This is a genomic window from Parasalinivibrio latis (assembly GCF_036825535.1).
Lineage (GTDB): Bacteria > Pseudomonadota > Gammaproteobacteria > Enterobacterales > Vibrionaceae > Parasalinivibrio > Parasalinivibrio latis.
Map to the genome: position 1 here is coordinate 1173538 of NZ_CP098813.1, position 24470 is coordinate 1198007.

The following is a 24470-nucleotide window of genomic DNA, read 5'->3' on the forward strand; positions in this document are numbered from 1 at the left end:
TGAGTTGAAATACCATTTGGTAATGGATTGGTTTTTCTGCAATACACCATATCAATAAAAGGAAGTTGAAAATGAAGAAATTTGCAACGGCATTATTTCTCTTCGGTGCAGTATTTTCCTCCCATGCTGAAACGTGGAAATTTGCATCTGAAGAGGATAGAAATGATGTGCAGGATATTTATGCACAGAAATTTGCAGAAGTGATAAAGGAAGAATCAGATGGTGATATCCGAGTAAGAATTTACTATTACGGTCAACTTGGTACTGAAAACGATATCGTTGAACTAGCTTCAAATGGAACAATCCAGTTCGTTTCTGTAGGTACCGGTCACCTGGGTTCTTATGTTCCGGAAGTTCAGGCAATTAGTTTGCCTTACGTAATAGGGACAGATGAAAAAGTAGCTCATAAAATCCTAACAACGAGCCCAACAATTTATAATTTATTAGCTGAAAAATTTGAAAAAGTGAATCTGAAACTTCTTTCAATGATGTCTGAAGGTGAAATGGTTTGGGGAGCAAATGACCCAATTAGGACACCTGAAGATTTTGATGGTCAGAAAATCAGGACGTTTACATCAACTATTCCCGTTGAGACTTACAAGGCATTCGGCGCAACCCCTACGCCTCTATCTTGGGGGGAAGTCTATGGTGCTTTGCAACTCAAGACGATAGATGGCATGGTGAATCCTATTTACTTTATTTATAACGCTAAATGGCATGAAGTACAGGATTACCTGATGTTTCCTGGCCAACAGCTGTATGTGGGGACGGTTTCTACTAATAGTCAGTGGTTTAAAGGCCTGTCAGAAGATAAACAGGCAATGGTAATGAAGGCAATTCGGGCGGCGGATAAAGCAGCTCTTGATTATCAGCTTCGGATCAATGAAGAGAATATGCTTAAAATCATGGATGAGCGTCCAGAGTTGCAAGTGGTTATTCTGAGCGATGAAGAAAGAGCTAGATTTAAAGAATTGAGTAAATCGCTACATGAAAAATATTACGAAATTGTTGAAAATGCCTATGCACCGGATGAGAAAGAATCCGCAAGGCAAGGTGCGCAGGCCATTCTCCAAAGTCTGTTAAAAGAAGTTCAGGAAGAGAAAACCAAGAGTTAATAAATTATGCCCTCATGTTCGATGGGGGCACATCATATGGATGTGACATGTCTATGAACTCTATATTAAATAAAATAAGCGATTGGACTGAACAATTAGAGAAACTAATTATCATTGTGTCTATATTAGCGATGATGATTAACTCTACCGTCAATGCTATTGGCCGGTATGCATTTAACAGAAGTCTGTTCTTTTCCGAAGAATTAAATCAGTTTCTCATAGTGTCAGTAACATTCGTTGGTTTTGCATATGCGGTTAGAAAAGGTAGGAATATAAGGATGACTGCTATCTATGACATGCTGAACTATAGATGGAAAAAAGTCATGATGTCAATTATTTCTATTTTAACTGCATTGTTGATGTTCTATCTCGCTTATTATTCGGTGATTTATGTCATGGAGCTTAAGGAAATAAACCGTTTAAGCCCTGCACTACAGTTACCGGTATTCTGGATTTATGCTGTTATCCCCGTTGGGTTTGCTATCGCTGGCATTCAATACATCTCGGGATTTGTTATGAATGTGACTCACCGGGAGATTTATGTCTCGTTCAGTAAGATTGAATCGAATACGGATGGTTAGTGTAGTAGGAGAGGTTTGAAATGATAGGGGATTTTCTATCAGCTATTATAGCTGGCGAACTTGATATCTATGTCATCACATTTACATTAGCAGTTACAATGGTGCTACTGCTATTTTTCAGTTTTCCAATGATAGTCCCACTGGCCATCGCCTCTTTAATTGGTATGATTCACTTTTCTTCTGTGGATCCAAAAATCCTTATCCAGCAGATGGTGACCGGTATATCACCTAATGCGTTGATAGCAGTTCCGATGTTTATCCTGGCTGCAGATATTATGAGCCGGGGGCATACAGCTAAAAATCTTCTGGGATTTATACAAGCTTTTGTTGGACATATCCGCGGTGGTTTACCTATCACTACCGCACTCAGTTGTACGCTTTTTGGATCCGTATCCGGTTCTACGCAGGCAACCGTTGTCTCTGTAGGTCAGATCATGCGACCGAAATTGCTAAAAGCGGGCTACAAAGATAGTTTTGCAATGGCGTTGATCATCAATGCCAGTGATATGGCATATCTAATTCCTCCCAGTATCGCTCTGATCTTGTATGGTACTCTTGCTAATGCCAGTGTTGGAGAGTTGTTTATTGCCGGAATCGGGCCTGGCTTGCTACTGGCGTTTCTTTTTTCTGTCTACAGTTATTTCTACAGCGTGAAGTACAGTGATGACATCACTTTAATTCAAAAAACAAGCATCGCTGAAAAATTCGCCTCAGTTAAAAATGCTCTGCTGCCCTTGGGTTTCCCGATTTTAATTATTGGTGGTATCTACAGCGGGATAGTGACACCTACTGAAGCAGCTTCATTTGCGGTTCTTTATGCAATCGTTGTCGAGTGCTTTGTATACCGTATCTTAAATTGGAGGGATATCTTGGATACGGCACTTAGCACAGGTTTGATAACCGCCGTGGTTTTTGTACTTGTAGGTGTAGGACAGGCATTTTCCTGGTACATCTCATTCGAACAGATCCCTCAAGAGTTGTTGGCTCCATTGGATCTTGATGGTGCGTCCCATGAGTACATCCTGTTTGTTATCGCTATTGCGTTTTTTGTGGGCTGTATGTTCGTTGACTCAATTGTAGTTTTGCTTATCTTAACTCCAATTTTTACGCCTATAGTAGCAGCCGAGGGGATTGACCCAATTCTCGTTGGTGTACTGATAACACTTCAAATGGCCATTGGCTCGGCAACACCGCCGTTTGGATGTGACATTTTTACCGCTATTGCAGTGTTCGAACGACCCTATTTGGAGGTTATTAGGGGAACGCTGCCATTTTTGTTAATCCTTTTGCTTATGTCAGCGCTGCTTATCTTTTTCCCCCACTTGGCTTTACTGCCAAGAGATCTACTCTTTAATTAATTTAAAGAAAGTAGAGATTAAGTTTAGGGCAGTTTACCAAGGTGTATAGCTCATACTTCTTTTAGAGCCAGTTACTCTCAGAATCTGTACTTTAATTGCTTAGGCAGTAACAAGTGCGAAATGGAAAGACCCAGTTGCCCTGGACTTATCGCTGTGATTGAGTTTTCCCTTCTCCCGGTTTCAATTCGCTCATGAATATTAGGGAGGAGGTTTTTCTTAGAAAGAGAAGAGTGGGAGATTCTATGCCAATTTTGAAAGCGCCGTCCCGAGGATTCCATCAGGAAGAGTATGAGAGTCGTACGGAAGCTTTTCAGCGCTGGATGCGAATTAAAAAAATTGATGTGGCGTTTTTTACCACAGAGCCAGAGTTCCGTTATTTTTCTGGGTTCACAAGCCAGTTTTGGGAGAGTCCAACCCGGCCATGGTTTTTGGTTGTACCTCTCACGGGTAAGCCTATTGCGGTTGTTCCAGCAATTGGTGCGGCGGGGTTCGAAAATTGCTGGATTGACGATGTTCGAAGCTGGCCATCGCCAAGGCCCGAAGATGACGGAATTACGTTGCTTGCCAAGACACTAAAAGAGCAGGCGCGAAGGTTTCACTGTATTGGTGCTATGCTTGGACCAGAGACTCATCTTAGGATGCCAGCAGCAAATTTTTCCTATTTAAAAACGCTGCTTGGGATGATTGATATAAAGGATGTCTCTGAGTCGGTGCGGGAAGTCCGAAGCATTAAGTCGAAGGCGGAAATCGCAAAAATTCGATTTGCCTGTGAAGTGACCGCTTACGGATTTGAGTACCTAAAGCAAAATTTGAAAATAGGGATGACTGAAAGAGAAGCTTGTAAATTAATGCATGTTGAAATGTTGAGTAAGGGGGCTGACAAATGTCCATACCTTATCTCCGCGTCAGGCCATGGAGGTTATGACAATATCATCATGGGACCGACTGACAGGCCGTTGGGTGAAGGAGATGTACTTATCATTGATTCAGGAGCAAATTTCGATGGGTACTTCAGCGATTTTGACCGGAATTTTGGATTTGGTACACAATCGGAAAAGTTGGTTAGCGCTTATGACGCAGTCTATCAGGCGACAGAAGCTGCACTCTCGGTAGCTGGGCCAGGTGTGACAACTGGAGAGCTGTGGCAAGTCATGTGGTCAGTTTTACGTCGGGCTGGAGCTCTAGGAAACGATGTTGGCCGTATGGGGCACGGATTGGGAATGCAGCTCACAGAGTGGCCCTCACACGTTGCTGGCGGTGATGTTGAATTGCGGGAAGGGATGGTTTTGACTCTCGAACCAGGTATGAACTTTGCGCCTAACAAAATGATGGTTCATGAAGATAATATCGTTATTACGGCTTCTGGTTGCGAGCTATTACATACAAGAACCTGGGAGAAGATGCCAATCATAACGTGAACACTGATCACTGATTGTGCCGGTGGCATCAAATAATTACCATCCGGTTGATGATTGTTGATGTGAAAGGAAGAGTGAATGTCTCAAGGACAAGGGCCTGCCATTGATAGTTTTGATCGGCGAATTTTAGAAATTTGCCAAATTTCAAACCGTACAACCAATGACCGAATCGCTGAAACGGTAGGTCTCTCTCCAGCGGCAGTCCAACGGCGACTAAAAAGACTGCGAGCAGAAAATATCATTAGAGCCGATGTGTCCTTGGTGGATCCCAAAGCCGTCGGTAAAGGTATGACTTTTGTGGTGCAGGTTGCGTTGGAAAGGGAGCGGTTGGATCTGATGCATAGTTTTAAAAAAGAAATGCTATCTAACCCAGCAGTACAGCAATGTTACTACGTCACAGGGAGCTGTGATTTTATTTTGGTGATGACGGCTGCTGATATGGAAGAGTATGACAAATTCACTCAGGCAGCTTTCTTTAATAACCCCAATATTAAGAATTTCCACACCCATGTGGTTATGGATGCAGTGAAAGTGGGGCTCTCTGTTCCAATAGATATAGAACGTTAAATCAAAAGCTTGTTATTGGAATTTCTGTAAACAATAACAAGAGAGGCAATGAACGGGCTCTCTTGTTTCTCTTGACTATTCAGCAATAAGTTCTTGATACACAATTGGGTCTGTAGCCCCTTCAGTGCCAAGTACCAGTATTTTGCTGTCCTTTCCTATGCGCAACTGTTTAGCTAACTCATTGTCATCAGCAGCCACGAGTAGAGCGGCTAACCCGGCGACAGCAGACTCTCCTGCTTCAATTATTGGATCAGACCCAAAACTTTTGGCGAGAAGGCGCATTGTCTGAGGAACGGTATCTTCACTGATAGTTAGAAAATCGTTGGCTCCATTTGAAAGAATTTTCCATGCAAGCATTGAAACCTCACCACATTCAAGTCCAGCCATCAAAGTGGTTAGATCCCCCTCAACGGCAACGGGTTTTCCTGCAACTGCACTTTTCTGGAGGCAGTTTGCCGCCTCAGGCTCTACAACGATAAAACGTGGTCGCAAATTCCCCCATTGTAGCCAAAAGTAACCGCACACCGCAGACGCTAAGCCGCCGACACCGCCTTGAACAAAGACATGTGTCGGGATGTCATCTCCCAATTGTTTTGTTATCTCGGATAACATCACTGTGTACCCTGCGGCAACGTGTTTGGGTATCTCCATGTATCCTTCGTAAGACGTATCTGAAACGATGATTCGTTGGTGGACCCGGGCGTTTTCATCAGCGATGCGTACAGATTCGTCATAGTTGCCGTCAATACGAATGACTTCAGCACCGAAGGCTTCCATGGCAGCTTTTCGTCCTTCGGAGACATCTTTGTGTATATAGATAACGCACCGACACCCAAACATTTGTGCTCCCCAAGCCACCGAACGGCCGTGGTTTCCGTCTGTGGCGCAGGTAACAGTGACATCAGAAAGCTTTTCCTTCCATTGGCCGGCTAAAAGAGAAGCAAAGTCGGGGATTTCACCATAACGTTTTGAAGCAACCAACTGGAGTTGCTTACCTACCGCATATGCTCCTCCCAGAGCTTTGAAACTTTTTAGCCCAAACCGTTTGGCTTCGTCCTTGTACCAAATCTTGCTGACACCAATCTCATTTGCCAAACAGGATAACTGATGTAAAGGGGTCTCATTGTATTCCGGCCAAGCGGAGATGCTATCAATTGCTTCCTTGGCCTGTTCTAAGTCGAGAACCTTCTTTTGTTCATCAGAATACTCTGCATCCGCATTTGCTTTAGGATTTAAAAAGTGGGTTATCCTGCCTGATACCAATACCATTTATGGTCTACTCCTTGTAAAACTGAATTCACACCCAAAGGAAAATAACGAGTTCAGCTAAAAGCATACGATGGATTTGAAGAGGGGATTAATTGATATCTTTATTGTGGATGAAGAAAAAGTGCAAATATAGCTTCTAAGGGTAGAGAAAAGAGTATTTATAATTCGAAGCCCCCCATTTTGCATTTGGCTACACCTTTTCAACAGGCCAGCCAAATATTGTTTCTGCATTTCTGGTTTGGTGAATATGGAATAATTAGGTCTGGTAACCGCTGATAAGAACCCGAAGCTCTGCAGACTGCGCGCTGAGTGCATCACTGACTTCAGCGGTTTTCCCGACAGTTTCATAGAGGACAATACTGTTGCCTTTCAGGGAACGACGGCGTTCGGTGATAAGTTCCATTTCAGCCTGTTGGGTGTGCATTGACTCAACGACCTGCAGGCTGATTTCCTGGAGGTTATCAAATGTCTGGCCAAGCGTTTTAAGGTGGTCGTAGAGCTCTTTTGTGGATTTCTGGTTCTTGTCGGATGAGTTCACGGTGTCTTCAAGCAGCGAGGAGGCTTTGTCGACATTGTTCGTCAGTTCAGTGATCCAGGACTTAATTTGGTCTGTTGATTCTGCCGTGCGCTTGGAAAGATTACGAACTTCATCCGCTACAACAGCAAATCCCCGTCCATGGTCACCGGCTCGCGCTGCTTCAATAGCCGCGTTGAGTGCCAGCAGGTTGGTTTGATCGGCGATATCCGCAATGACATCCATGACGCTGGTGATGTTATCGCTGGTGGATTTCAGGGTTGTAATGGTTTCTGAAACCGCAGATAGCGCTTTGGCATTTTCCTGTAAGGTTCCTTCATTGGTTTTCATCCGGTTGCGGATCTGTTGGTTGCTTCCAACTGCACTGTGAATGTGATTCTGCGTCTGGGCAATGGAGTCAAGTATTTGTGCTGAAGCGCCGTCAACCGCTGAACCGGATTGTGCGACACCAGCTATCTCTTCCCGGTTTTGGTTCGCCACTTTTTCTACTTGCAGGTTTTGCTCAAAAAGCAGCGTCGATTGGTCGTCGAGCATACGGGATTTTTCTTTTATGGAGTGGATAAATTCCCTGAACTGGAGCAGAAGGTTATTGGTGACCTGGCACACCGCATGGATTTCATCATTGCCTTTGTCTTGAATCTGCCCGGTAAGGTCAGAATTCGCTTCCAGCTGCTGCAACTGAACAGCGATAGAACCCAGTCGTTTGATAACCGCACGGCGCAACCAGGCAAACAGGGCTAAAACTACGATCAGTGATACCAGACAGCCTGCTATGATTAACGTCCCTTGGTCCCGAAGGAAATGTGTCAACTTAAGAGCCGATTGTTCTGCCTTATTGTTTCGTTGATCTTGAAGTAACTCAATTTCAGTGATCATTGGGGCAATGGCACTGTAGAGATCAAAGTCGACCAACCTGCCGAAATCGTAATAGCTTTTTTCCTTGACGGCGCGGTCCATTTTATTCCAAAGCGAATCAATTTTTTCCTTTCTTTCCTGTTGTTCCTCGAACCACGGTGCAAGGGATGGGTCGCTTTTGACCGCGCTCCAGGTTTCCTGATATTCCGCTTTCAGCTCCGGGTAGGCTTTGTCGATCTCATTCCACAACAGCAATTGGGCTTTCACTTTTTGTGAGAAGTCGACAATGTGGCGATGGCTTTTTTCCAGCGCAATGAGCCGCCAAAGGCTTGGCAGCTCATTGTTTACGTAGTTTGCAGTGACATCATGCGAGCGACTTGAAATCCATGTCGCCATGTATCCCAGTGAGATAATCGTGGCTGAGAAAAAGAAAAAGGTAATTAGAAATCTCTGTTTAACCGTCATACATCCTCGGTTTATTTCCTTGAGTTAAACCGAGGATAAAACGGGTTTGTTTAATTAATGTTTCAAATGTCTCTTTTTAGAGATGTACTTTAGGTATATATGTTTTCAGGCATTACTTCTGTAGATGCTTGCGACTGCGCTTTTCAATGGTATTGAAAGTCAGTGACAGCGCCAGGCAAAGCATCAGGTAGGACGCGCCAACCATCAGCCATATTTCAAAGATGTAGCCGGATGAGTTTGCCATCTCAGTGCCGACAAAAGTCAGCTCTTGGATGGAGATTAACGAAACAATCGAGGAGTCCTTCACCAAGGAAATGGCCTGCCCGGCAAGCGGTGGGGTAATGGCTGTCATAACCTGCGGTGCAATCACGTCTTTTAGGGTTGTCCAACGGGACATCCCCAAAGACTGGGCCGCTTCCCACTGTCCTTTAGGTATGCTTTCCAAGCCAGAGCGAACAATTTCCCCAATGTAAGCCGCAGAGAGCATACCGATGCAAAGCACGCCGGAAACCAGGTTTTCCCATAGGTTGGCGGAGCCAAACAGGAAAGACTGGAGCTTGTTAACCTCTCCGTTATGCTCTCGCAAGATTGCTTCCAACCCCAACAGCGGAATCAGCTGGTTTGAGATAAAGAAATAGAAAATAAAGACAAACACCAAGGGCGGGATATTTCTCACCAACTGAATGTATGCAGTTGCGGGGACGCGGAAAATGGCCAGTTTTGAATAACGGGCAAGGCCGAGCAGTGTGCCAAAAAACAGGGCAAAAACCATTCCCCATGCGCTTAGCCTAATTGTGGCGATAAGCCCCTGGAAGAAATAGGGCAGGCTACCGTCGGCTCTCGGAGTAAACACTAACTCAATGGCCTGATCCCAGTGCCACTGGTAGTTAACGCCCACTGACGAACGATAGTAAAGCCATCCGCAGGCCAGCGCGACAGTTGCCAGCAAGATATAATCGAGCGGGGTCAGGCGCCGGTAAAAAGGGACGCCTTGTGCCACAATGGTTTTTTTTATTATCGTGTTTTCCACGTATTACCTTTTCATTTCAGTGTCGAGCGCTAAAAAAAGGAGAAGTGAGACCAAAGGTCTGTTCAAAAACGCACATACTGAATCAGCTTCTCGCTTCTCGCTTCTCGCTTCTCGCTTCTCGCTTCTCGCTTCTCGCTTCTCGCTTCTCGCTTCTCGCTTCTCGCTTCTCGCTTCTCGCGCTTATTGCCCGTGTGCTATCTGGTTTTCCCAATCAAGGGTAGAGAACCAGTATTCATAACGTTCCTGCAGCCAACCGTCATCAGTACGTGCTTTGATCCATGCGTCGAAGAAGTTCTTCTTATCCTCCTCGCCAAGGCGGACGGCAAATGCTTCATTACCTTTAGAAAGACGTTCTTTAAATGGCAGGTAGAGTACATCTGAGTGTTTAACGGTTTCGTGCTCTGGCTTAGGGCTTGAAGCAATTACTGCATCTGCATTACCGTTCAGAACTTCCTGAAACGCCTGCGCATCGTCATCAAACTGGAGGAGCTTGGCTTTTGGGAAGGTTTCACGAGCTACCTGGACAGTAAATGCACCACGGCGTACCGCAATTTTGGTACGGCGGGAGTTAAGGTCATCAAATGTTTTCACATCACCTTTTTCATTCTTGTTGACCGCCACCTGCACTCCCGAATGGGAATAAGGCAGGGTAAACAGCACGCTTTTTGAGCGTTCTGGGGTGATGGACATACCGCCAATGATCACATCGAATTTCTTGGCCAGTAGGGCGGGAATAATCCCATCCCATGCTGTTGGGACAAATTCCACTTTCCAACCACTGTCTTTTGCCAGTCGTTTGGCTACATCAATCTCGAAACCAATCAATTCACCTTGCTTGTTTCGCATCGCCCAGGGGACAAACGTAGACATGCCGACGCGAAGTGTTCCGCGCTCGTTAATTTTATCGAGGTTAGGTGTGTTGTCTGCTGCAAAGGAGGGGGCTGACAAAAGAAAACTCAACAGCACCGCTGCTGCCCCTTTGACTATAGAACGTCTTTTAAAAACCATGCTCACTTCTCCTAATGACTGGATACTGAAAGTCACTTAAGTTATCGCCATTGTGCACCTAACCGGTGTTCCAGCCAGGCAGAAAGACCAGAAAGCGATAGGGTAAGAACCAGATAAATTGCCGCGACGGTAAACCATATTTCAAATGGCATCGCGGTTTCAGAAATGATGTTTCGGCCTTCTGTGGTCAGATCGAAAATAGCCATGACACTGACAATTGAGGAATTCTTTATCAGGGAAATAACCTCGTTAGTCAGCGGCGGCAAAATCCTCTGGATTACCTGGGGGAGGATGACATCTTTGTAGGTGCTGAACTTGGTGAGCCCCAACGAACGGCATGCCTCAAATTGGCCATCGGGAATACTGGCAAGGCCTGCCCGGAAGATTTCAGCCGTGTAGGCGCCTTGGAACAGTGATAAAGCGAGCACCGCGGTTGCAAACCGGTCGAGACCGATAACTGGCCCGAAGACAAAATAGAGTAAATAAATCTGCACCAGCAAAGGCGTGTTGCGGACCAGCTCTATATAGCCTCTTGCAAGGCCTCGTCCCACCATCGAGTTGGACAGGCGCAGCAGCGCAGTTCCCAACCCAATGACAAGGGTAAACACCAGACTGATTGCGGATATTTGAACCGTGACCAGCAGGCCGTCCATCAATTCAGCCGGCCACCATTCACCATCTTCAAAAAAGAACAGATAATCCGGTACCCGCTCCCATTGCCAGTGGTATCCCATTGCTTCGGCACCACTGTCCAACAACCAGATAAGTCCCAATGTAAGAATGGCTATCTGTGCCAGGCCGGACAAAACAGGTTTGAGTATCTTGGAGTACGTCGTTTTGAGCTGCATATCAGTGGCTCAGGATCTGGTTGAGGAATGCCTGGGTACGTGGGTGTTGCGGTCTCTCGAAGAGCTGTTCTGGCGGCGCATTCTCAAGAATCTGGCCGTCGTCCATAAAAACAACTCTGTCGGCAACCCGGCGGGCGAAGCCCATCTCATGGGTTACGCAAACCATGGTCATGCCATCTTCAGCCAGCTCTACCATGACATCCAATACTTCATTGATCATCTCCGGGTCCAGAGCCGAAGTGGGCTCATCGAAGAGAAGGATTTCAGGTTTCATGCATAGAGAGCGGGCAATGGCTACACGCTGTTGCTGACCGCCTGACAGTTGGATTGGGTATTTATTGGCTTGCTCTGCAATCTTTACCCGAGCCAGGTAGTGCATGGCCCGCTCGGTGGCTTCCTGTTTACTGAGCTTTAATGTCCGCATCGGGGCAAGGGTCAGATTTTCAAGAACGGTCATGTGGGGAAACAGGTTAAAGTGTTGAAACACCATACCTACTTTACCCTGGTGACGTGTTTGTGGTGATACTGTCTCACCCAGCACGTCTATTTCCCCGGATTCATAGGTTTCCAAGCCATTGATGCAACGTATCAGTGTCGATTTGCCGGACCCAGATGGGCCACAAACAACCAATTTTTCACCTTCGCTGACTGTGAGGGATATGTCCTTTAATGCCCGAAACTGACCAAACCATTTGTCAACACTGTCAAAGCGAATGACGGCTTTACTTAAGGTATTCAAAGAAAATCCTTAGCTTTTATCTTTATAATTTTCGTCAAAGGATACCCTAAAAAGTAACATAAAACTCCCAATTCACGTTGTGAACGTGAATCAGGAGGCATAACAAGGGAAGGGCTTATTGCATTGATGAATGAATGTGGAGCCTATTTATTAAGACAGCATCATGCGTTAATGCGCTGTTTTTCTTTATGCCCCTTTAAAAAAAGCAGAGCCTCATAAAATGTCGTTTCTTTTATCGGTTTTACAATGACATAGTTTGCACCGGCATTAAAGAATGCATCCCGGGTTGCTTCCTGAGCATCTGCGGTGAATGCAAAAATGGGGGTATCCAGCTTTAACTCGTGACGGATTATCTTGGTGGTATCAATGCCGCCGAGATTGGGCATTTGGTTGTCCATTAAAATCAGGTCATATGATGACTTTGCAACCAGTTTAAGCGCCTGCAACCCGTCGGTAACCCACTGTACCTGGAGTCCGTACTTCTGGCAGAACGCCTGAGCGACCATTGCGTTGGTCCGGTTGTCTTCCACTAGTAGTACCGAGAGCGGCTCTTCAAACATCTGCAGTGTGTTCTTGGGTTTTGGCAGGATAGGAAGGCTTTCATCCTCTGCAACTTCGACTGGAAACTGGAAGCTGAAACGGCTGCCTTTGCCCGGCTCACTGGCGACATTAATGCTGCCGGAAAGGAGCTCCAGCAAGCTCTTTACAATTGCCAGTCCAAGTCCACTGCCTCCGTATTCACGGGTAGAGGTTGAATCAGCCTGGACGAAAGGTTGGAAAAGTTGCTTTTGTGATGCTTCAGAAATTCCGATTCCCGTGTCTTCAACCACCACATGCAATACGGGTTTTCCTGACTCCTGCTTTTTGATTGCTACTTCGACAGAGATGTGTCCAAAGTGGGTGAATTTCACAGCATTGCTGAGAAGGTTAAACAGGATCTGTGTCAGGCGAGCTTTGTCAGAACGGATAGCAAGACCTGCGGGCACATCGCTTTTCAGGACCAGGTCAATCCCCTTGGATTTGCAGACGGGATCATAAACATTAGAGACGGTACTGATGACATCTTTTAACACAAAGGTGGACACTTCAATTTTAAATTTACCCTGTTCGATACGGGAAAAATCCAAAACATCATTGAGAACGGAGAGCAGGTGTTCACCGCTTTGGTAGAGGATATCTACCAGTTCTTTTTCCCGTTCGCTTGTTACTGATGATTGCAGTAATTGAGTGATACCTAAAATGCCATTGAGTGGTGTGCGGATTTCATGGCTCATTTTAGCCAGGAAGTCAGCTTTGGCCTGTGCAGATGCTTCAGCAGAAAGTTGAGCTTTCCTGCTCTGTTTTTCTGCCTGGATCAATGAGGTGATGTCCTGACCCTGTCCGATGATAGAGTGGACTTCACCGTTGACCTCCATAGGAGCCAGGTTCCAGCGGTATACCTTGTTGTTTAGCCGAAGGTTAATACCTCGCAATACTTCACCATCCAGAATGCGGCGAAGGTAGGGGCGAATTCTTGTTTCGAATTCCTGGAATGCTTCCCCAGGCAAGACTTCATCAATGATCTCACTGGCACTTAGTGGCACGACATAGCCGAGATGTTTCTGAGCTGCCGGATTAATACGGGTGATTTGTTTTTGGTTATTCCAAACCACTATGGGTGAAATGGCGTAGTTGAACAGATCTTCCAGATACTGTTCTTTTTCAACCAGTTCATTCAAGGTCAGCTTCAGTGTCTGCCCGATGTGGTCAAATTCAGTGATTTCGGAACCCTGGAATGAGTTAATACGGGTCTTTGTTGTGGCTGAACGGGTGTATGTCATCAGAGACTGGAGCGCCTCAGTGACTTTTACTTTGGCAACCCGGCTAACCGTAACCGCAAGCAGCATGATAAGCAGTGCCGATACCAGCAAACCTGCGGCGAACTGCTTTTTGAGTATCTGAATCGTTTTATTGCTTTGGACGGAAATAATACTGACCGGGCTTTTTACCCCGTCTATCACAAGCGGTGTTGTAATGGTCAGGTACCCCTTAATCGCTGTACCTGGGTCAGAAACGTGGGTAACGATATCCTGATAAAGAGGGTCGGTAATGTGAAGGCTTGAAGCGAGTATATGTCCGTCGTTCACCAGGACCACTGCATCGGTGTTACTCGCATTTTGCAGTGTTTTTGCAAAGGAAAAATTGCTGTTCAGCACCAAAGCAACATAGAGCTGGCCTTCTATCTGTCCGGTTTTGTTGATAATAATTGGCGTACGACGAACTAAAAGAGCCCGTTCTCCCATCTCGGTTTGGACGGTTTCAAACAACCAGTCATTTGAAAACGTACTTTCTTCAATCAGCCGGCGGAGGCGAGGTTCATCTATTCCGTGAAAGTAGGAGTTTCCGTCATGCCACAGCAAGTCCCTGCCCTTAGTGATAAACCGGAGATCTGGGCTGGAAATTGGATTTTGCTGTTCAAGCGTGAGGAAAAACTGATCCAGACGGGCAGCTTGTTGTTCCTCTACGAAATGCTGTAATTGGTCGCTCGCAGTGTTTATGTTCTGCCTGTTTTGGATTGAAGCCAGTTTGTAGTTAATCAGGTTCTGAATCAGGTGGGATGTTTGCTCCATGGAGCGATTGATTTCCTGATTGATGCCCGTAATACCGTACTGATAACTCTGGAGCATCACACCCACAGTAATCAGGCTGAAGCTGAGGAAAAGCAGGCGAACTAACCAGTTCGCCAAAGATCGTTTTTTAAAGACTTGCTTATTCGTCATAGTTCACTTTCAGTTTGAGTACCGGAAAGCGTACTTCTTGAGCTTTGACAGACGTTCAGATGAGTCGTTTTTGGTCACGATTTCAAAATCCCCTGAAAAGACTGTTGGTACGGCTTTATGCTCCAGATCGAGCTTAATAGCTTCTGCCATAGCAATACCGGTATCATCGTTCATTCGCATCACAGTGACATCCAGTTCTTTCTTGGCAATGGCATCCAGCTCTGCACTGCCACCTCCCCAACCGTTAATCATCACTTTATCATTTTTAAACTTACTTATGGCATCCAAGGCACCAAAAGCGATGTCGGTGGAGCATGCGTAGATGAAATCAAGGTTTTTATCGGCTTCCAGTGCGCTTACTGCAGCTTTGAAACCCGACGCTCTGTCAGCATCGGTATAGAACGCTGAAGACAGGTGGTATTTACTATCCTGTTGCATGCCCGCGATGAAGGTATCCCCGCGAGCAGTACTGATATAGCCCTGAGAAAAGTACAGTACTGCGTAACGTGCATCTTTTGGAAACTGTGCCTTGTAATAGTCAGCCAGTGCTTCAGTACCTTTAGCATGGTCAAAGCCGACGTAGAGGAATGGCTGGTTACCTTCCCACTCTTTAACCGGTGTCGTGATGTTTTGAAGGATAAGCTTGGTATCCGGATTGTTCAAAACATGTTGGATAAATTTGCGGTGCCTGGTGGTATCCAAAGTGAATATGAGATAGTCAGATTTATCCTTCAATGCCTTGAAAAGAGAGGCACTTTGCTCCCGCATATCCCCATTTGGTTTAGTGAACACGCTGCTTATGGTGTATGGGATCCTGAGCTCTTTCATCCGGCGTTCAAATGCTTTGATATTGCGACGCCAATAATCTGAGATTTGTTCTCCGGGATAAACAACAGAGATTTTTACCGGGTCTATTTTTTGCGTTGCCAGTGGAACCGGGCTTGACCGAACAATCTGTTTCAGGTTTGCAGTCAGTTTTCGTTGCTCCGGGAATGCATTCAGGTACTCGTCATAAGACCAGAAACCTGGAAGAGATACAGTCGCATTTGCTACTGAAAACAATGTACTCAATAAAATCAAAATAGTTGCGGATGAAATTGTGAGTACCAGATGAAAGTTTCTGATCGCTTTATTCATATGTATCCAGTTGCAAAAATGTTTATACATTCAATATAGAATAGCTAAACAATTTTTCCATGAGCGTTGGTTATAAGCTTTTGCTTTTATAAGCATTAATGAGCAATTCGTGGTGCCGAACAATTGGACATAAGAGCCGGAAGTCTGAAACCGAATGTCAGTTCAAACCTATCTTTATGATAAAAAAGGAGTTTAAACAGGAAAGGCAAGAATCAGCTATTTCCTCTTCCGATTCAGTTCTTATAAATATGTCCCATATTTTATGAAAACATAATTTTCACATATGGCCGTTTGTGTGATCGCGGGCACTAGCATACCATTGTTGGAACGGTGATCTAAATCACATTATTTCTTAACGTTTTATCTTTCCCGGATCCCCCCATGAGTACAAAGACCTCCTCGTCGTTGAAAAACGGCCTGTTACTTCTTGTGGTTATCGCAGTTCTGGGCGTATCCGCCTACTTCTATATCCGCCATCAGGAAAAGTACCCGAGCACAGATGATGCCTATATTCATGCAAATATTCTGTATGTTGCGCCTCAGATTAGCGGGCAGCTGACTTCGGTCACGGTAAGTGATTACCAGGCAGTGGATAAAGGTGATGTTCTGGCGCGTATTGACCCAGCACCATACCGAGCCCGTCTGGACCAAGCCCAGGCTGCCTATGAGCTGGCCACGCAGGCTAACAAAGCCAGTGATGATGCCATTATTGCAGCCAGCGCGGATATTCGTTCAGCCATGGCGCAACTGGAAGATGTGCAGCAGAAATACCACCGTACCATGACGCTGGTAAACAAAGGCATTATGCCTAAGCAAGCCGGTGATGACGCTAAAGCCCAGCTGGCTTCAGCCAAGAACAACCTTGATGCTTCCAGAGCCCGGATGTCTCAATTGGTCAAAGAGCAGGGAGCGAAGGGTACTGCTGCACCACAGGTTAAGCAGGCTGCTGCTGCGCTTTCTGAAGCTGCACTGAACCTGTCTTACACGGAAATCGTCGCCCCAGACAGTGGTGTGCTGGGCAAAGTGAATGTACGACCTGGAAGTGTGGTTGCTCCAGGCCAGTCATTGATGCCGCTGGTGGAATCAGACACTTTTTGGGTGCAGGCAAACTTCAAAGAAGACGATCTTGAGCACATCCGCTCTGGCATGCCTGCTGATGTTGTTCTGGATATGTACCCGGATACAACTTTCGTTGGGTATGTTGAAGCGATTTCTCCGGCAAGCGGTTCCTCTTTCTCTCTGCTGCCACCAGAAAATGCAACTGGCAACTGGGTTAAAGTGCCTCAGCGTTTCCCAGTGCGTATTGCCCTGAAGCAAAAAGAGGACGAACCACAACTGCGTGTTGGTGCCAGCTCTACTGTTGTGGTTGATACGGTTGCACAACCGGCAGGTGATACGACAACCGGTTCCAAGTAATGAATGAGAATACCAACCGTTTGATGGTCACGGTGGCGGTCATGTTGTCCGCCATCATGGTCCTTTTGGACATGACCATTGCCAATGTGTCGCTGCCACATATGATGGGGGCGCTGGGCGTGACTTCTGAGCAGGTCACCTGGGTTCTCACGTCTTACTCAATGGCCGAAGCCATTTTTATCCCCCTTGCCAGCTACCTCTCCTTGAAATTTGGTACCCGAAACCTGCTGTTGGTTTCTGTGGCCGGTTTTATCGTGACGTCTGCTCTGTGCGGACAGGCCGATACCCTTACCGAGATGATTATCTTCCGGGTAATGCAGGGTGCATTTGGTGCATCCGTCATTCCGCTTTCCCAATCCATCATGGTACAGATCTATCCGGCTGAAGAACGCGGCAAGGCTATGGCACTGTTCAGTGTGGGCGTACTGCTGGGACCTATTCTGGGCCCGACTGTTGGCGGTGTGATCACTGAACATATGGACTGGCGGTGGATTTTTTATGTCAACCTGCCTGTCGGTCTTCTTTGTCTCGCACTTCTGTATGCTTTTGTGAAGCTGGATGGGAGAGGTGAAACCAAACTCGACTGGCCGCTTGTTATTGGTATGACTATCGGTATCGGGCTTCTTCAGATGGTGCTTGAACGGGGTAATGAGAAAGGGTGGTTTGCCTCTGATTTTATCCTGTTTTCAGCCGTTATCAGTGCCGTAGCATGGGTGTTTTTCCTCTGGCGTTCGTTCAGGAGCAAAGGGGATATTGCGCCAATGTGGTTACTAAAAGACCGCAACCTGTTCCTTTCATGCGTCATGATGAGTGGGTTTTCGATGGGTCTGTTCGGCATTACCCAGCTTCAACCTATGATGCTGGAGCAACTGTTGAACTACCCGGTTGATACCACCGGTTTTGTGATGGCACCGCGCGGCCTCACATCGGCAATTGTGCTTCTGGTCATGTCACGGTTTATGGATCGTCTTGATGCCAGAAAACTGATTATGATAGGCCTGTTGCTGAACGGGGCCGGTACCTACCTGATGATGCAATATTCCATGGGCATCGACCTTTATTGGGTATTGTTGCCAAGTATTGTCCAGGGCGCAGGAATGGGATTGGTGTTTGCGCCACTCAGCCAACTCGCGTACGCGACGCTTCAACCGAGTCAGGCTGTCGGGGGGGCTGTGGTGTTTAACCTTTGCCGGACACTGGGTGGTTCGTTTGGTATTTCTATTGTGAACACCTACTTCAGCCAGATTCAGCAAAAAGAGTGGCATAACCTTGGTGGGGCGGTTTCCTCTGATAACCCGATTCTCCAGCAAATGGCGCAGCAACACGGAACAGCAGTCACTGATCCGGGTTTTATTGCGCAAATCACCAATCTGCTGCACCAGCAGTCAACCTTGCTGGCCTTTGTGTATACCTTTGGCTTTATCATGGTCTCTTTCCTGGTGATGATTCCTTTCCTGGCGCTATTCAAAAAGCCGGTTAAGGGTGCCAAGCCTCCTGTTGGGGCGCACTAACCCTCGGCTGTTATGAAAGCTCCCGTCCGGGAGCTTTTTTATGCCTTCACGTTCTTATCACCCATGTCTCAGTTTTCACGATCTTTACTGATGGATAACATTTTCGCAACGAATCAATTGAACGATGTTCAATTATTGTGTTATATGGTTTAACCAGTCAACAAAACGGCAGGTTCGTCGGTACAACCAGTGACAAACAGGGAGTGGTTTATGGCAGCGAAAATAATAGGAATGATGGTTAGCCTGATGATGCTGACGTCATGCAGTGCAATGCTCTCGAACGATGGAGGCAAGAAGACAGTCTCGAGCAGCCTGATTACTTACCTGTACCCGGATGAATCTGACAGAGAGACACTGTCGCCGCAAACGCCAACCCTGAAGCTTCCTGTCACAGTTGGTCTGGCATTTGTTCCATCCGGTGACAACTACGGACGGGCGATAAGCGGAAATACACAGCTGTCACTTTTGAACAACGTAAAGCAGTCCTTCCAGCAATATGACTTTATCGGCCGCATTGAACTGATTCCCAGTAATTACCTCAAGGATAAGGGTGGGTTTTCCAACCTTGAACAAGTTGCAAGGCTGTACGATGTTGATGTGATGGCGCTGGTGTCTTATGACCAGGTCTCTCAATCCTATGAGAACAATGCGGCACTGTTATATTGGACAATTGTGGGTCTGTACCTGATTCCAGGTAATGAAAACAGTGTTCAAACCTTTGTTGACACTGCTGTCTTTGACGTGAAAAGCAAGAAGATGCTTTTTCGGGCTCCGGGTATCAGCAAGTTGGAAAAGAGAACCACTGCCATTGGGATAAACGAAACGCTGTCAGAGAAATCCGTTGAAGGCTTTGAACTTGCAACCAAAGACATGATCATCAATTTGGACGCTGAACTTGGCCGATTTAAAGAACGTGTTAAAGAGGAAAAGGTTGCCAACGTGGAATTTCGCGAGGGCTACAGCGGAGGGGCAATCGGTATTCTTGGTTTTGTATTCTTGGGAGGGCTGTCTCTTCTGGGACGTTTTCGCCGGTCCAAACCAACACTCTTTTGATGGATACCTTTTCCATTTGGCCCGATTCTTCGGGCCTTTGGGGCAATAGAAGAGCCTGTAGCTTTGCCCAAATTCATTCTTTGTTATACTGGCTGAAAGGGTGTGTCAGACGCCGAGATTAGCAAGACTTTCTATTGTCATTCAGGGCAGATAACGATTGAAATGATGCGTGACCTAAAACAACCAAAAGCGTCAAAGAAACCTTCCGTTGAAGGCATTTATACCCAGATTCTCCAAGCCATTTTTGAACGAAAGCTTTCCCCCGGATTGCGTCTGAAAGAAGAAGAACTGAGTGAGGTTTTTCAGGTAGGCAGGGCAACCATTCGTACTGTGCTCCAGCGTCTGGCGCTGGAAAAGCTGGTTAACCTTGTGCCAAACAGTGGGGCGTTTATTGCTGAACCTTCCATCAGTGAATCGCGGGAAGTATTCGAGGCGCGAAGGTTAATAGAAAAAGAGCTGGTGCGAGCCTTAGCTGGGAATTTCAATGCTGACAAAAAAGCCCGGCTCCTTGCTCATGTAGAAAGGGAGCACGCTGCGGATGCAAAAGGTGAACATAGCCTTCGCATCCGGTTGAGTGGTGAATATCATTTGCTGATTGGTGAGCTGGCAGAAAAGCCGGTACTGACAGAGTTCCTGCGGGAGATTATTCCGCGTACGTCTTTGATCATTGCGTTGTATGAGCGTGTGTCCTACGAATCTGACGAGACGAACACACATTGCGATCACCAGGTTTTGATTGACGTTCTGGAAACTGGTGATGCAGACCGGGCAGAAGTGCTTATGCTTGACCACCTGCGCGCTATTGAAGACAAATTGAGCCTGGAACCTCCGACGGAAAAAGAAGTAGATTTGAGGCAGATTTTCAACAAAGGTTGAGTGGGTAGTTTGGGAATACATAATGGCGGGATTCAATCCCGCCATTTTTACTTGCGCAGCAGTCAATCATCTGTTGCAACGTGGTCAGTCGTAGGTTTGTTGGCAAGGCCGTTGTATATCAGGCCGCCGAGCACTGCACCAATAATCCATCCAAACCCGGACAGGCTTTCCAATGATGGAATCCACACCGTGCCGACCGAAAATACCGCAGCAATGCCAAAGGAGACCAGTGCAGTGGTGTTCCACCCATTGGAATAAAAATATTTGCCTTCCGGATCTGTGCTGAAAAGATCGTGCAAATCAAGTTGCTGCTTCTTCACCATGTAGTAATCAGCAACCATGATGCCGTATACCGGTGCCAGTATTGCTCCCAGTGTATTTACAAACCCGATAATGCCAATCTGGCTGATAACCGAGACCCAAAGTGCCCCAATGAAAAATGCTATCACCGAAGTGATAAGGCCACCTTTTTTGAAATCAATCTTTTCAGGCATCAGGTTAGCCAAGTCATAAGCCGGCGGAATAAAGTTGGCGACCAGATTAATGCCGATGGTTGCGGCGAAAAAGCACAACGCAGCGATAATAGTGAGCAACAGGTTATCAACCTTGCCGATAATTTCTGTAGGGTTGGTGATAGCCTCTCCGAAAACAGCATACGTCCCGGCAGTAACAACCAATGCAATAAATGAAAACAACGCCACGTTTACCGGCAGACCCAGCCAATTGCCGGTTTTGAGTGACTTTTCATCTTTGACGAAACGCGAGAAATCCCCGAAGTTGATCACGACGGCAGCAAAATAGGCCACCATGGTGCCGACAACCCCCATGAATGCGACCACTTCCCCCATTCCCTGTTCCCGGTCAGTGTAAAGGCTGCTGACTGCAGGCATAAGCCCGTCGCTGGCTTCAATACCGATGATGATCATCAACACAATCATCACGCCATAAACAAAAGGCCCTGCCCAGTTGAGGAACTTTGTTATCCAGTCAATGCCCCTCAGGAAAAGCACCATCTGGAACACCCAAACGAAAACAAAGGCTATCCAGTCCACCATTGTCAGGCCAAGTGCAAAGACTTCCGGTTGGATACCAAAAAGGGAGTTAATCAGCAGCGACACGGCTGTTGATGCAAAATAGGTTTGGGCTCCATACCAGAAGATCGCGACGATAGCCCTGATCATCGCCGGAAAGTTTGCTCCGCGAACCCCCATGCTTGCACGCGCCATTACCGGATAGGGGATACCGTATTTGACGCTGGGCAGGCCGGTTAGGTTAACCAGCACCATAACAAACACCGATGCCAGCACGATGGCTGCCATCACCGCCCAGCCATTAAGCCCTGATGTAAGGAACAATGAGGCTGCAAGGGTATAACCAAACAGGCTTTGGACATCATTCGCCCACACATTGAAGATTTCAAATGCTCCCCATTTACGTTTTTCCGGTGCAAGCGGGGCAAGATCCTCGTTGTACAAACTGGGATCCGCATGTTGGATTTTAAAGTTGTCAGGCATAACAGCTCCTATTCCGGGCAAGTTGTGGCTTGCCCGGATGCCAGTTAAGTGATGTTTACTTACAGGTGGCGTCGCTTTCAGCTCATCGGTTAAAGCGCTGAGCCGAAGGCATGTGTTTCATCAGGAGGTAGTAGGTAAGGCCTGCTGGGATCAGGCTGGCATACCAAGAAATAGATGAGATGTTCAGTGCCACAATAACGCCAACAACAGACGCAGAAATGGCTGCCCAGTTGATCCCTGAGTAAGGGCCGTTTTCGTCATAGAGCTGTTCCACGTTAAGGGTTCGGTTGCGAATCAGGTAATAGTCCACCACCAGTATGGCGAAAATAGGACCAAGAAATGCTGAGTAGGTCTGGACGAAAATCTGGAGACCGACAGCAGATTCTTCTTTCACCAGTTCCCACGGGAAGGTCGCAAATGCCGCCAGGCCAACAAGGATGGTGGCGGGTTTAAAATTCATTTTGAACACATCCATCAGAATGTAAGTAGGCGGAACAACATTATTCAGGACGTTGGTAGTGACCTGCGCAAAGGCGATAAACAGGAGAGTGATAACCAAAAGAGGTGTGTTATCCACTGCGCTGGCGAAAACCTGGATAGGATCAGAGGTACCGGTTGCACCTGATACCATCAGCCCGATTAGCCCCATGAAAAGCGTACAGGGAAGAATGGAGAAAGCGTAAATGGTTGTCAGGAGCCCCGGCCGGGTTCCTTTTTTCAATTCCCTTGAGTAATCACTGACGTTCAGCATCATTGTGGAGTAGATGCCAAGGAACAGCATAGTGGCTGCCCAGAATTCCGCTCCCCAGGTACCTTCTATGTTGACCAGGTTTGTGGTGATTTCATCGCCATATTTATTGATGACGCTGAAAAACATGTAAACCAGTGATGCGAGGATAAAACCACTGCCGATGTTTTCCAGCCATTTGATGCCTTGGAAACCAAATACCGACAACCCGATTTGCAGAAACTGGAAAGTAATAAAGTAAAAAACGAGATTATCGAACCCAAACAGGGTGGCAGAAACAGCGTTCAGTGCACCTGCACCAATCCAAGATTGAAAACCATACCAGACGATGGCGGGAACTGCCCGTACCAGCCCCGGAAGCCGTGTGCCGCTGAAGCCGAAAGCTGCCCGCGCCTGCACCATAAACGGGATACCGTATTTGTAGCCGGCTGCGCCATTTAGCGTAAGTGCTATGCCGATAACAAAACAGCCGATAGCAATAGCGACGGATGCCTGAAGCAGGTTAAGCGTTCCCACGATGCTTGAGCCCATGGCGAATGTGCCTATGGAAACACAGCCTCCGAACCATGCAAAAAGATACGACCAGTTCCCCATAATCCGTGTGTCCTGGGGATTAAGGGATTCCTCACCTGCTGCTTTAGTGTGACCGGGTACCTCATTTAGGGTATCCGGGTTGTTGTATATGTTTCCCTGGCTTTGGTTGCTTTCCATGATGTGCTGCTCCGTCGCTGTCAGTTGTGGAGGCCGCCTTATCAGTATTAGCGTAAACAGTTACTGTCCGGGCGGACATTCGGTAAAGGAGAACCGGTTTAGTTCACCTTTCAGTATTTTGGGTCTCGGGTACGCCAAATCGCCGATTTTGCTGGTGGAAAGGCCAAGAGAGACCAATCCTTCGGCCATTTTCACCGCTGCCGATACTCCCTCAATTACAGGCAGGCCAACCGTGCTGCTGATGATTTCAGTGAGGTCAGCCATCCCTCCGCAACCCAGCACAATGGCCCCAATGGCATCTTCATCCCTGGCTCTCAGGCACTCTGCTGTAATCCGCTCAAGGGCAAGGGTTCCGTTTTCATTTTCAAGTTCCAGAACCGGTATTTCTGCAGCGCGGACTTTGCGGCAATGGCCAGCAAAACCGTACTGGTGGAGAAGATGCTCCGCGATGATGCAGGTACGGCCAAGCGTAGTAACAACAGAAAACCGGGTACTGATCAGGGTGGCGAAATGAAAGGCAGCTTCTGCGATACCGATAACCGGGGCAGAGGTCAGCTCTCGGGCTGCCTGTAACCCTGGGTCACCGAAGCAGGCGATGATGTAGGCATCTGTGCCTTCTGTATCCCCCTTCTGAATTTGTTCAAGAACCCCAATAACACTGATGGCTTCATCGAAGTGACTTTCTATTGAAGCAGGGCCGGTTGTTGGCGTGGCGGGATCAATGATTGTTTCCGCAGATGCTATCAGCCGTGCCGCGCGCACCATTTTGTCTGTCATCGATTCGGTAGTGTTGGGATTAATGAGCTTTATCTTCATCAGGGAGACTCACCATGCTTCTACTGATTAAATTATCATCAATAGTGTTAACAATGGATATACATATTGTCAACAATAAATAAAATTAATTGTTCACAATGTTGCAAGGGAGAACAGAGAGAGGCTTGTCACTGGTTTTTT

General features: G+C 46.8%; 20 protein-coding genes. 9 read left to right on the top strand and 11 right to left on the bottom strand.

The annotated features are described in order from the left end of the window. Window positions 1–71: 71 nt before the first annotated feature. From NF212_RS22355 to NF212_RS22375, 5 genes are all read left to right on the top strand, one after another. The gene (locus NF212_RS22355; protein ID WP_434361137.1) at window positions 72–1115 is read left to right on the top strand and encodes a TRAP transporter substrate-binding protein; all 1044 of its coding nucleotides are present in this window, start codon (window positions 72–74) and stop codon (window positions 1113–1115) included. A gap of 53 nt (window positions 1116–1168) precedes the next feature. After that, the gene (locus NF212_RS22360; RefSeq protein WP_434362962.1) at window positions 1169–1696 is read left to right on the top strand and encodes a TRAP transporter small permease; all 528 of its coding nucleotides are present in this window, start codon (window positions 1169–1171) and stop codon (window positions 1694–1696) included. Window positions 1697–1716: 20 nt separating this feature from the next. Continuing rightward, window positions 1717–3054: a TRAP transporter large permease gene (locus NF212_RS22365; protein ID WP_434361138.1), complete on the top strand. Its 1338-nt coding sequence runs from the start codon at window positions 1717–1719 to the stop codon at window positions 3052–3054. A 242-nt stretch (window positions 3055–3296) separates the two neighbouring features. Next, window positions 3297–4472 carry a M24 family metallopeptidase gene (locus NF212_RS22370; protein WP_434361139.1) on the top strand — a complete coding sequence of 392 codons (1176 nt, stop codon included), beginning with the start codon at window positions 3297–3299 and terminating at the stop codon, window positions 4470–4472. A gap of 78 nt (window positions 4473–4550) precedes the next feature. Then, the gene (locus NF212_RS22375) at window positions 4551–5039 is read left to right on the top strand and encodes an Lrp/AsnC family transcriptional regulator (RefSeq protein WP_434361140.1); all 489 of its coding nucleotides are present in this window, start codon (window positions 4551–4553) and stop codon (window positions 5037–5039) included. 75 nt (window positions 5040–5114) lie between these two features. Here NF212_RS22375 and NF212_RS22380 read toward each other — a convergent pair whose 3' ends face one another. The 8 genes from NF212_RS22380 to NF212_RS22415 all read right to left on the bottom strand — a co-directional run bounded on the left by NF212_RS22380 (window position 5115) and on the right by NF212_RS22415 (window position 15684). After that, a complete protein-coding gene (locus NF212_RS22380) occupies window positions 5115–6308 on the bottom strand; it encodes a diaminopropionate ammonia-lyase (RefSeq protein WP_434361141.1) in 1194 nt (397 codons plus the stop codon). 256 nt (window positions 6309–6564) lie between these two features. Beyond that, the gene (locus NF212_RS22385; protein WP_434361142.1) at window positions 6565–8094 is read right to left on the bottom strand and encodes a methyl-accepting chemotaxis protein; all 1530 of its coding nucleotides are present in this window, start codon (window positions 8092–8094) and stop codon (window positions 6565–6567) included. A 181-nt stretch (window positions 8095–8275) separates the two neighbouring features. Beyond that, complete coding sequence (locus tag NF212_RS22390; protein WP_434362963.1) at window positions 8276–9181, bottom strand: amino acid ABC transporter permease; 906 nt, start codon at window positions 9179–9181, stop codon at window positions 8276–8278. Between the two features lie 192 nt (window positions 9182–9373). Further along, window positions 9374–10201, bottom strand: a complete 828-nt coding sequence (locus NF212_RS22395) for a transporter substrate-binding domain-containing protein (protein WP_434361143.1) — start codon at window positions 10199–10201, stop codon at window positions 9374–9376. A 41-nt stretch (window positions 10202–10242) separates the two neighbouring features. Continuing rightward, entirely contained in the window at window positions 10243–11049 is an 807-nt protein-coding gene (locus NF212_RS22400) for an amino acid ABC transporter permease (protein ID WP_434361144.1), read from the bottom strand. 1 nt (window position 11050) lies between these two features. Beyond that, the gene (locus tag NF212_RS22405; RefSeq protein ID WP_434361145.1) at window positions 11051–11788 is read right to left on the bottom strand and encodes an amino acid ABC transporter ATP-binding protein; all 738 of its coding nucleotides are present in this window, start codon (window positions 11786–11788) and stop codon (window positions 11051–11053) included. A gap of 161 nt (window positions 11789–11949) precedes the next feature. Next, window positions 11950–14547 (bottom strand): LuxQ periplasmic sensor domain-containing protein, encoded by a 2598-nt coding sequence (locus NF212_RS22410; protein ID WP_434361146.1) that lies wholly within the window; start codon window positions 14545–14547, stop codon window positions 11950–11952. A gap of 9 nt (window positions 14548–14556) precedes the next feature. Beyond that, the gene (locus NF212_RS22415; protein ID WP_434361147.1) at window positions 14557–15684 is read right to left on the bottom strand and encodes an autoinducer 2-binding periplasmic protein LuxP; all 1128 of its coding nucleotides are present in this window, start codon (window positions 15682–15684) and stop codon (window positions 14557–14559) included. Between the two features lie 381 nt (window positions 15685–16065). On the opposite strand from NF212_RS22415, the gene NF212_RS22420 reads away from it, so the two are divergent. The 4 genes from NF212_RS22420 (at window position 16066) to NF212_RS22435 (ending at window position 20540) form a co-directional block, all read left to right on the top strand. Next, entirely contained in the window at window positions 16066–17100 is a 1035-nt protein-coding gene (locus NF212_RS22420; RefSeq protein ID WP_434361148.1) for an HlyD family secretion protein, read from the top strand. Further along, complete coding sequence (locus NF212_RS22425) at window positions 17100–18611, top strand: DHA2 family efflux MFS transporter permease subunit (RefSeq protein ID WP_434361149.1); 1512 nt, start codon at window positions 17100–17102, stop codon at window positions 18609–18611. Before NF212_RS22420 ends, NF212_RS22425 begins: the two co-directional genes overlap by 1 nt. A gap of 210 nt (window positions 18612–18821) precedes the next feature. Then, the gene (rhlP, locus tag NF212_RS22430; RefSeq protein ID WP_434361150.1) at window positions 18822–19664 is read left to right on the top strand and encodes a rhombotarget lipoprotein; all 843 of its coding nucleotides are present in this window, start codon (window positions 18822–18824) and stop codon (window positions 19662–19664) included. 162 nt (window positions 19665–19826) lie between these two features. Continuing rightward, window positions 19827–20540 carry a GntR family transcriptional regulator gene (locus tag NF212_RS22435; protein WP_434361151.1) on the top strand — a complete coding sequence of 238 codons (714 nt, stop codon included), beginning with the start codon at window positions 19827–19829 and terminating at the stop codon, window positions 20538–20540. Window positions 20541–20602: 62 nt separating this feature from the next. Here the strand turns inward: NF212_RS22435 and NF212_RS22440 are convergent, their stop codons facing one another. The 3 genes from NF212_RS22440 to NF212_RS22450 form a co-directional block, all read right to left on the bottom strand. Further along, on the bottom strand, window positions 20603–22054 hold the full coding sequence (locus NF212_RS22440) for an NCS1 family nucleobase:cation symporter-1 (protein ID WP_434361152.1): 1452 nt from the start codon (window positions 22052–22054) through the stop codon (window positions 20603–20605). Window positions 22055–22136: 82 nt separating this feature from the next. Beyond that, complete coding sequence (locus tag NF212_RS22445) at window positions 22137–23513, bottom strand: NCS1 family transporter (RefSeq protein ID WP_434361153.1); 1377 nt, start codon at window positions 23511–23513, stop codon at window positions 22137–22139. Window positions 23514–23573: 60 nt separating this feature from the next. Further along, window positions 23574–24329: an aspartate/glutamate racemase family protein gene (locus NF212_RS22450; protein ID WP_434361154.1), complete on the bottom strand. Its 756-nt coding sequence runs from the start codon at window positions 24327–24329 to the stop codon at window positions 23574–23576. Between the last annotated feature and the right edge of the window lie 141 nt (window positions 24330–24470).